This window comes from Bradyrhizobium retamae, from assembly GCF_001440415.1.
In the GTDB taxonomy this organism is placed as follows: Bacteria; Pseudomonadota; Alphaproteobacteria; order Rhizobiales; family Xanthobacteraceae; genus Bradyrhizobium; species Bradyrhizobium retamae.
The window spans coordinates 38,577-48,194 of record NZ_LLYA01000178.1; the positions used below are offsets into that span (position 1 = coordinate 38,577).

Annotated in this window: 7 protein-coding genes and 2 pseudogenes; 5 read left to right on the forward strand and 4 right to left on the reverse strand. The window is 58.9% G+C overall.

Annotation, left to right across the window (positions count from 1 at the left end):
• Positions 1-100 precede the first annotated feature (100 nt).
• From glmU to CQ13_RS28800, 5 genes and pseudogenes are all read left to right on the forward strand, one after another.
• The gene (glmU, locus tag CQ13_RS28785; protein ID WP_057846201.1) at positions 101-1,459 is read left to right on the forward strand and encodes a bifunctional UDP-N-acetylglucosamine diphosphorylase/glucosamine-1-phosphate N-acetyltransferase GlmU; all 1,359 of its coding nucleotides are present in this window, start codon (positions 101-103) and stop codon (positions 1,457-1,459) included.
• A gap of 574 nt (positions 1,460-2,033) precedes the next feature.
• Entirely contained in the window at positions 2,034-2,183 is a 150-nt protein-coding gene (locus CQ13_RS44650; protein ID WP_197427475.1) for a hypothetical protein, read from the forward strand.
• A gap of 219 nt (positions 2,184-2,402) precedes the next feature.
• Positions 2,403-2,866, forward strand: a pseudogene (locus tag CQ13_RS28790) (DapH/DapD/GlmU-related protein); the annotation flags it as partial.
• Positions 2,867-3,216: 350 nt separating this feature from the next.
• A complete protein-coding gene (locus tag CQ13_RS28795; RefSeq protein WP_057846203.1) occupies positions 3,217-4,386 on the forward strand; it encodes an MFS transporter in 1,170 nt (389 codons plus the stop codon).
• A gap of 270 nt (positions 4,387-4,656) precedes the next feature.
• Positions 4,657-5,352 (forward strand): annotated as a pseudogene (locus tag CQ13_RS28800) (DapH/DapD/GlmU-related protein); the annotation flags it as partial.
• 79 nt (positions 5,353-5,431) lie between these two features.
• Here CQ13_RS28800 and CQ13_RS28805 read toward each other — a convergent pair.
• The 4 genes from CQ13_RS28805 to CQ13_RS41675 all read right to left on the reverse strand — a co-directional run bounded on the left by CQ13_RS28805 (position 5,432) and on the right by CQ13_RS41675 (position 8,919).
• Positions 5,432-7,111: an AIPR family protein gene (locus CQ13_RS28805; RefSeq protein WP_156433973.1), complete on the reverse strand. Its 1,680-nt coding sequence runs from the start codon at positions 7,109-7,111 to the stop codon at positions 5,432-5,434.
• 275 nt (positions 7,112-7,386) lie between these two features.
• Complete coding sequence (locus CQ13_RS47290; RefSeq protein ID WP_082637703.1) at positions 7,387-7,677, reverse strand: restriction endonuclease; 291 nt, start codon at positions 7,675-7,677, stop codon at positions 7,387-7,389.
• A gap of 154 nt (positions 7,678-7,831) precedes the next feature.
• Complete coding sequence (locus tag CQ13_RS28810; RefSeq protein ID WP_057846205.1) at positions 7,832-8,287, reverse strand: DUF1353 domain-containing protein; 456 nt, start codon at positions 8,285-8,287, stop codon at positions 7,832-7,834.
• Between the two features lie 212 nt (positions 8,288-8,499).
• Entirely contained in the window at positions 8,500-8,919 is a 420-nt protein-coding gene (locus tag CQ13_RS41675; RefSeq protein ID WP_082637705.1) for a GFA family protein, read from the reverse strand.
• Positions 8,920-9,618: the final 699 nt, after the last annotated feature.

Consider the following 9,618-nt stretch of genomic DNA (forward strand, 5'->3'; position numbering starts at 1 on the left):
GCCCACTTGAATCCGGACGTTTTCGGGGCGCCGAATCGGTTTGATCTCCGGGGGAAAACAATTAAAGACGGCCGACAACCTTGTTCGCCTGAGGACCAGAATGACCGTTCGATCCAGCCTGACTGTCGTGCTTGCGGCCGGCGAGGGCACGCGCATGCGATCCTCGCTCCCAAAGGTGCTGCACCAGGTCGCCGGCCAGTCGCTGCTGGCGCATGTGCTGGATGCGGCCCCGCACGGCGCGGGCGCCTCGCTCGCGGTCGTGATCGGGCCGGACCACGAGGCGGTCACTGAGGAGGTCAGGCGCGTTCGCGCGGATGCTGCGACCTTCGTTCAGGCCGAGCGGCTCGGCACCGCGCACGCCGTCTTGGCCGCCCGTGAGGCGATCGCGCGCGGCGCCGACGATTTGCTGGTGGCGTTCGGCGATACGCCGCTGATTTCACCTGAAACTTTCGCCCGGCTGCGCGCGCCGCTGCAGAAAGGCGCGGCGCTCGCGGTGCTCGGCTTCCGCGCCGCCGATCCGACCGGTTACGGCCGGTTGCTGCTTCAGGGCGATCGGCTGATGGCGATCCGCGAACATGCCGACGCGACAGATGAAGAGCGCAAGGTCACGCTGTGCAATGCCGGCGTGATGGCGTTCGACGGCGCCCGCGCGCTGGAAATTCTCGACCGGATCGGCAATGCCAACAGCAAGGGTGAGTATTATCTGGTCGATGCCGTCGCCATCGTCAGGGAAATCGGATTGGAGGCCGTCGTGATCGAAACCAGCGAGGATGAAGTGCGCGGCATCAACAACAAGGCGCAGCTTGCGGAGGCCGAAGCGGTGATGCAGGCGCGGCTGCGCCAGGCGGCGCTCGACGCCGGCGTGACGCTGATCGCGCCGGAAACGGTTTATCTCGCCGCCGACACGACATTCGGCAGCGACGTCACGATCGAACCGTTCGTGGTGATCGGCCCCGGCGTCACCATCGCCGATGGCGCTGTGATCCACTCGTTCTCGCACATCGTGCATTCCTCGATCGGCAAGAAGGCGTTAGTCGGTCCCTTTGCACGCATGCGCCCAGGCACCTCGCTCGGCGATGGCGCCAAAATCGGCAACTTCGTCGAGACCAAGGCATCGATCCTGGAGGCCGGCGTCAAAGTCAACCATCTCTCCTATATCGGCGACGCTCATGTCGGCGCCAATTCCAACCTCGGCGCCGGCACCATCACCTGCAACTATGACGGCTTCTTCAAGCACAAGACCACGATCGGGCAGGGCGCCTTCATCGGCACCCACTCCTCGCTGGTGGCTCCCGTAAAAATCGGCAACGGCGCCTATATCGGCTCGGGCTCGGTCATCACCAAGGACGTGCCTGACGATGCGATGGCCGTGGAACGCAGCCCGCAGAGCAACCGCGAGGGCGGTGCAGCGCGCTACCGCGAGATGAAGTTGCGGGCGAAGAAGCCGAAACAGGGTTAAGCGGAGTGCGTGTTAAGCTTTCTCCGCCACGCCATCGCAGCACGATTTAGCAACACGATTTAGCAGTTTGGCTACCAATTGGTGCCAGCATTCCGCCATTGCGGATAGGTCGCGATCGGCGACAGCGAATTCCGAAAGGCTCTAACCCGACCAGCCCGGTTGGCGGTCTCCTTGGAGAGGCCCACTATGTTCAAAGGCTTTGTAATGGCAGCCTTGATGCTGCTTGGTGCGTCGCAGCTAGACCAGTATCTCACCCATGGTCGGTATACCGATGCAACCATATCGATGCTGAGGCAGATGAGGCACTCGTTCGGTATTTGACCTGCAAACCCGGCTGGCATCGGCTGCATTGCGACCGCTCGTCAGAGCGTTTTCGAGCGAAGTGGATCCCGGTTCGCGTGAAGAAACGCGTCAAAACAAAAACTAGAGCTCCGTTCTGATTCAATCAGAACGGAGAATGCTCTAGCCACCTCGGTTGGCGCCGAAGGGAACGCGTTAACCTTGATGAATATTCATTCAAGTTCCTGCAACCATCGGTCTCGCTCGGCGTCATGCTTCAAGTGCGGAGCGCGTCATGGACGACGACAGGGAACAGCGTGAGCTTCAAGAGCGGGTGATGCGTTTTCGCGTGATGGAGCGCGAAGTCACGGACCCGCTTGCAATTGGGCTCCTGCACGACATCGTCACAGAATTGGAAGCTGCCCTGGAGAAGCCTGACAGGTAGTCATGTAAAAGCCCGGCAGCCATTTCGGACTGCCGGGCGCAACGCAAACACTAGGTGAACTGAATACCGCGCCGCTGCAATGCGGCTATTCTGATGCGGATTTCGGGACCGTCTATCCGGAAAAGTACGGGCGCGCACTGTCGTCCCGTTGGAACCGAGCCCTCGCACCAAGCTACCTTGCATACCGGCAGAGCGCGACTGTTTCTTAAAGACGGCACTATGCAGACTTCGATCGGCAAGAAGGCGTCCGTCAGTCCCTATACGCTTGCGGCCCGGCATCTCGCTCGGCGAGGACGTTCGGATGGGTAACCTCGTCGAGACCAAGGCCGCGGCGCTGAAGGCCGGCGTCAAGGTCAACCAACTCTCCTATGTCAACGATGTTCATGTCGGCGCCAATTCCAACCTCGGCGCCTACACCATCACCTGCAACTACGACGGCTTCTTCAAGCACAAGACGCTGATCGGCGAGGGCGCGTTCGGTCGGCACCACCTCCTCACTGGTCGCGCCGGTGAAAATCGGCAACGGCGCTTATATCGGTTCGGGCTCCGTCATCACCAAGGACGTGCCCGACGATGCGATGGCTGTGGAGCGCACTCAGCAGAGCAACCGCGAGGGCGGCGCGGCACGGTACCGCGAAATGAAGATGCGGGCGAGAAGGAGGGTTAAGCGCAGGGCTTGTTAGGCTTTCCGCTTAGGACTGTCTCAATCGGCAATAATAAAATCGGAATTAAGTTATTGAGTTGTCTCAATTTTGTGCGGAGGGCGTCGGGCCAATGACGCCCGGTTGAGTGGGAAGGGGACATGCAGCGTCGCAAAAAAAGCCCCGGGTTCTCCCAAAGGCTTTGTCATCGTGTTGGGAGATGGATCTTAGTTCTGCCAGGTCCGCGCTCCGGACGTATCCCTCCGGTGAAGGCCGCCTTGTAGGCTGAGGGCGAACGTCGGAAGTCCTAGGGATAGGCCGACACCCTGTCACTGCTGCCGCGCGCCGCAGCGTGTTAGGAACCATCAAAACCTCATGATGAGAATTCCGCCTTGCCTGCCGTTCCTGCCCGCATTTTGCCGACGATCGTCATCTCGCAGTTCGCCGCGACATCGCTGTGGTTCGCCGGGAATGCGGTGATGCCCGACCTGCAGCGCAGCGCCGGCCTGCCGGCGTCCGCCGTCGGCGACATCACGATCGCCGTGCAGCTCGGCTTCATCGCCGGCACGCTGGTCTTCGCCTGGCTAGCGATCGCCGACCGCTACTCGCCGCGTATCATCTTCTTCCTTTCCACGCTCGCCGGCGCGGCGGCCAATGCCGCGACGCTGGCGAGCGGCGGCGAGTTCCTGCCCCTGCTCGCGGCGCGGTTCGCAACCGGCTTCTTTCTCGCCGGCATGTATCCCGTTGGCATGAAGATCGCGTCGGGCTGGTGCGACCGCGACCTCGGGCTCGCGCTCGGCTGGCTGGTCGGGGCGTTGGTGCTCGGAACGGCGCTTCCCCATCTCATCCGCGGCCTGGGCGGCGATCTGCCCTGGCAGGGCGTGATCCTGTCGGTCTCGGCGGTATCGATCGCCGGCGGTCTGGCAATGTTTCTTCTCGTGCCGGACGGGCCGCATCTCAGAGCGGGCGCGAAGTTCGACCCGGCCGCATTCGCGACGATCTTCCGCTCGGCCGAATTCCGGGCGTCGGCCTTCGGCTATTTCGGCCATATGTGGGAGCTCTACGCCTTTTACGCGTTCCTGCCGGTGCTGCTGGCGGCGCGCCTCGGCAGCGACGCTGCGACGGTATCGGTGTGGAGCTTCGCGGCGATCGCCACCGGCTTTCTCGGCTGCGTGGTCGGCGGCTATCTTTCGCAGGGGATCGGCAGCGCGCGCGTTGCCTTTATGCAGTTGTCGGCGTCCGGCCTGTGCTGCCTCGTCTCGCCGCTGGCGTTCCTGGCGCCCTTGCCGGTGTTCCTCGCCTTCCTGTTGTTCTGGGGCGTGGTCATTGCCGGCGACTCGCCGCAATTCTCCACGCTCAACGCCCGTTTCGCCCCGCCGAGGCTCGTCGGCTCGGCGCTGACGATCGCCAATTGCATCGGCTTCTCGATCACGATCGTTTCGATCGCGCTGCTTGGCTGGCTGATCGAAACCGCCGGACCGCAGTATGTTTTCCTGATGCTGGTGCCCGGGCCGGTCCTCGGGCTGGCAGCGTTGAGGCGGCTGGCCGTGAAGCCGGCATAAGGAATCACCGCGACGGCATTGTGCCACCGCGGCCGGGGATGGTGAAGAGGCGGGCGCCGTGCCCACTCAGCGCGCGGCGGCGGCCTTCGCCGGCGGCGCGCATGGCCTCGCCGTTCCTGCGCTTCATGCCGAGCATGGCGCAGTCGACCCGCAGCCAGCCGTCGTTTAAACTACGGTGACAGTGCATTTAACTCTTAAGACTACCGCGCGATAGCGCCTTTCCGGTGAGCCCGACCCACACGCGTCAATTAAATGCACTGGCTCCGTAATTCCAGCGAGGACGAAGTGCGGCATCAACAACAAGAACCGGCTCGCCGAGGCGGAAGCGGTGATGCAGGCGCGGCTGCGCAAGGCGGCCCTCGATGCCGGCGTGACGCTGATCGCGCCGGAGACGGTCTATCTCGCCGCGGATACCATGTTCGGCAACGACGTCACGATCGAGCCGTTCGTGGTAATCGGCCCCGGCGTCAGCATTGCCGACGGCGCGGTGATCCATTCATTCTCGCACATCGTTCAGGCCTCGATCGGCAAGAACACTTCCGTCGGTCCCTATGCGCGCCTGCGGCCGGGCACCTCGCTCGGCGACGGCGCGAAGATCGGCAATTTCGTCGAGACAAAAGCCGCGACGATTGAGGCGGGCGCCAAGGTCAACCTCTCTCCTATGTCGGCGACGCCCATGTCGGCGCCAACGCCAATCTCGGCGCCGGCACCATCACCTGCAACCATGACGGCTTCTTCAAGCACAAGACGCTGATCGGTGAGGGCGCATTCGTCGGCACCTACTCCTCGTTGGTGGCTCCCGTCAAAATCGGCAAGGGCGCCTATATCGGCTCGGGAGTCCGTCATCACCAAGGACGTGCCCGATGACGCGATGGCCGTGGAGCGCAGCCCGCAAAACAACCGCGAGGGCGGCGCAGTGCGCTACGAGAGATGAAGTTGCGGGCGAAGGCTGAGAAGGAGGGTTGAGCGCAGAGCTTGTTAAGCTTTCCGCTTCAGCCCTCGCCTGTTCGATCCCCGTAGGTAGCGGTTTGGGTATCGTTGAGCGTCAGCTTTCAATCGCGCCCAACAACTCTTCTTGCCGATCTTGGTTCTTGAAGATGTTGCCCGGATAAGAGTCAGGGAAATTCCCAGCAATCGCGGGGATAACGGCCTCCAAATATTGTACAGCTAGCTGCTCGCAAGTTGTCCTAAGTGAACTCAGATTAGTCGCCGGCTTTGCCAGCTGGGTCAGATCGATATGTGAAAAGACGCAGAACAAGATAAACCGATTGCCGTGCACCGCGATGAGGCGCTCTCTGCCTTCCAAGCCGTCTGCTTGTTTCGCTAACGTGTCGTCTACCGTATTCATCAGTTGAACAATGTTCCACAGGTAGACGGCTGTCGTGCTGTCATTGAACAGCTTAATGTAGGGTTCCTTTTTAATGTCGTCCCACAATCCGCTAATATACCGTTTTGATGCTACAGCTAATCGAAGATCGCCTGACGCACACGCTGCGGCGACTGTAGCCGCCCGAATGTTGAAGCCAGAGGCGGAGGCGGGGTCTGCTTCACCACGTCTGAAGGCGTATGTTATTCCTAACTGGGCGGCCTCTCGCTTCAGCCGATCTTGATTTGGATCAAAGGCAACGAAGTCTGACGCATTGAGGTCATTCTGAGTGTTATTCGAGCGGGTGACGCCGGATGCAAACCCCTCGGGTGTATTTTGCAGCGAAATGATCCGGACGTGAACCAGCACGTCATCGAGGCTCGTCTGTCCATTTTTTGCCTTAGCGAGTGAGCCGATGGTTTGCGCTCCGTTGATTACGCTAATCTTCTTGACGTCGAATATTCCTGTGTCGGTCTTAGTTCCTCCAATGGGCTGCTTAGCAAAGGAGTCGCATATCGCGGTGACACCGTTGTTGAAATACCAGAAATGTGCCGGCTCTTTGTCTGCCGTCTCCGCGATGCCCTCGTTCACCTCTGATTTTTCAATAACGTACCGAAGATTTTCAGCGAAGAGTTTTGTCCCGTTGTCTTCGTACCACTTCGCGACGTCCACCGCTGAAACAGCACCGTAGATTGCGTCATACGGCTTCTGCAGACGACCCCAATTTCTTAGCATCACAGACACATCAATATCGGAAGCGCGTACCTTCGATCTGGCGATGTGAGTCACGCTCGCGAAATCTATCTCCTTGAATTCCAGAAAGTCACTTTGAATTTTGTTCTGCTCGCTGACGAAATCTGAGATTTTGCTATTGATGTTCTTGGCGATATTCTTGTCGGCGGTATGTGCGATCAGCATTACAAAGGTCGTCTCGATATCCTTTAGTGTGGATTCGACCTTTGTGCGAAACGGATGAAGATTTTTGTTTTCAGCAGTCCATTTGAGTTCGAGAACGCCCTTTACTCCATCTCGAAACCTCGTGAAATCGACAAGCTCAACTCCCTTTGCGCCAGATCGCCATTTGCTCTGGACGAAGTAGATAACTTTCCTCTTGTCGTCGATGTGAAGCGCGTCGATCCCGTCGTCTGCGCTGCCATCAGTTACACATTTTGCGGCCTGATCTGGCAGCAGTCCCGCATCGTCCATGAGCGCCAAGGCAGAGAGTGCGCGTGTCAGGAAAAAATTTTCCCTCTCCTTCGCGGGTTTGTCGGCCACGTCCGAGAGGTTGATTGAATTGTCAAACAACGCGTGAAGGCGGTCTGAAAGTCTTGTTAGCAGTAGCTGACGATTTGCGGCCATTTTTGGGGCATCCAGTTGAACCACTTAGTAATCATGGTTTCCTTATCACAATTCAAGGCTGAGTTGCGCGAAAACGCTTCTACACCAATGAGAAGATCCCGCTAGGATATGGCGGTCAAGTAATCAGCCTGCCGTTGACACTCTGGAAGTCCCATGAATGCAATCGACCTGGGATTACGGACAGTGCACTTAATCCGGCCGAGGATTGCTCGCGTAGCGCGTATTCTGCCGCGACTCAGGCTCTCTGCATCTCCCGGCGGTAGCGTCAACGCCCGTTAGCGTCCGTAGTCCCGCAAGTTCAGAACTTTCCGTGCCTCTCGAATGTCGATCTTTGCTTTGATGCCATGCTTGTCGAGAAGATGGAGTACGTGGGCGCCTGTAAGAAGAGTGATTGGTTTTCCTGCAGAGAATTTATGAGCGTCTGGTCCAAAGTCGGCCGTAGTTACGAGAATTCCTCGTGAAGCCGACTCGTGTTGCATCGTACCGTAAAGGTCGCGGACTGCTGATACTCCCACCGCCTTGGTGTAGCGCTTCGCCGGTAATTGCGAGTTACGGTGATAGTGCACTTAATCAGAGTTGCTCGCTTAGCGCATTTGAGTGCTCTGGACTGAAATTCCGAGCTGGGGTCAGGAATAATCGGCCGCGTCGTCGCCAAGGTGCAGCGGCAGCACCTCGCGTCGCGCACCGGCCCAACGTCGGAAGCAAGTACGGGCATGGACGCTACCGCCCAACTACTTGCGTAGCGTTGGGAGTGGTGTTGTGGTCGATCATGGTGGTCCTTACCTTATACCAAGTCCCAAAGCGTACGCCCCAGTAGAGCAGGTACTTCTGAACCCAGCTGACGTTGAGGAGCTCCATGGCTTCGAAGAAAATTCGGTCGGCATGGTCGCGCGTCGGCGCTTCAGGATGGGGATTGTTGAGCGCGATTCGGTAGCACAGGTAGTCATGAACGACGCCCGCGCGGCTCCAGCTTGCCCAAACTGGTAGGATCGACCACAGTAATCGTGGAATGGATGGACCGTCGGTGATGAAGCCTTTCGAAACGAGGATGACGCGACCGGAGCCGCGGCCTCCGACCTCATAGATGAGGGGCTCTGCCAAGCGCCATAAGCGCCAGCCATGCGTATCGTTACCGGAGAGATGCGTAATCGTCAGTTCGCTCGTGAATGCGCCCACAGCTCTTCCTCCCCTTCCTCGAATAAGCGATCCCGTCAGTTGATGATGCGAGGACGTTAAGGGAGGTCAGCTCCTCAGACTGTGATAAGCGTCACTAAGCTCTAAGCTTACCGGGGATTGCGGTGACAGTGACTTAATCCAGCCGAGGATTGCTCGCGCCGCGCATTCAAGTGCACTGTCACCGTAGTCCCGCGTTGTAGTTCGGTTGTGTCTCAGTTTGAATTTTTTGGAAGGCGGTTTTGCCGGAAATGCTCCACGGCACCATCAATTTGAACCCAATCATGTTTCGACTGCTCGAAAACCGATATGACGGGGGCTGGGTATTTTGGTTCTGCCATCGCGCCGACTGCAACGGCGATCAGCGCAGGCAGATTGCTGAGTTTCCAGTAGACTGTTGAGCCGCACTGTGGACAAAAATAGTTATGGATTTTCCCGCCGCTTGCGGCGGCGTGCGTGAACTCCTTTGAGGTTCCTGAGATGGTGACAACATCAGCGGGATAATAAGCGGCAACGCCGAACGGCGCGCCGGTTCGGCGTTGGCAGTCGATGCAGTGACAAGCAACGACTATCTTGGATGGTTCTTTTGGAAGTGAGAGCGTGACTGCACCACAACTGCATCGAGCGTCAGCCATTCGAACTATCCTCCAATTGCTTCTGAGCAAGCAATGCTTATCGAGAAGGGACGACGGGCCATCCGACCGATGACGGTCAAATCGATCGGATCGAACTTTATGGGGCTTTATTGCTCCGTCAAAGCTCGCAGTGACACCACGGGGGGACACATCAGTAGATTGCGGTGATAGTGCATTAATAGTGCGAGCTAGCTGAATAGGCCTGCGCGCTTAAGCTAATTTGTTGAACCAGATCAACCTGATGCTACCCGTCCAGTCGTGTCCGGAAAAATAACCGCTTTCGCCGCAGGCCAAATCACCGCTATCAGTTCGGCCATCCACCCCGGCAAGAGGGGCGTATCGCGATCGTCACGGACGCGGGGTTGGATGCGGTGGACGCAGCGGCGTCGGGCGCGATCGTGGTCGCAGGGCGGGTTCTCCCGTGAGTGATTTTACGTTTACGCAGACGACCGGCGTTTCAAGGCCTTCGCCAGAAACTCAGTCGGCATCTCGCCGATCGGAGTGGCGGTTGAGGGCGCTGCGTACGGCGAAGTCGTGTGGTTCTGGCATCCGTGGCTGATGTCAAGCCAGCGGAGATGCGTCGGCCCGACCGGGCTTCAGACAAATCTCAATCCGCTGGTGACGGTGACAAAAGGAATTCGTCGCCGGGAAGCAACTGTATTTTTGAAGTAGCCCGGTGATCGGCCGGGCTCAAGGCTG

What these genes read in the sequence shown, in the direction of transcription:
- CQ13_RS44650 (WP_197427475.1), top strand. Translation starts at nt 2,034, where the DNA reads ATGGACGACGACAGGGAACAGCGTGAGCTTCAAGAGCGGGTGATGCGT.
- CQ13_RS28805 (WP_156433973.1), bottom strand. Translation starts at nt 7,111, where the DNA reads ATGGCCGCAAATCGTCAGCTACTGCTAACAAGACTTTCAGACCGCCTT.
- CQ13_RS41675 (WP_082637705.1), bottom strand. Translation starts at nt 8,919, where the DNA reads ATGGCTGACGCTCGATGCAGTTGTGGTGCAGTCACGCTCTCACTTCCA.
- glmU (WP_057846201.1), top strand. Translation starts at nt 101, where the DNA reads ATGACCGTTCGATCCAGCCTGACTGTCGTGCTTGCGGCCGGCGAGGGC.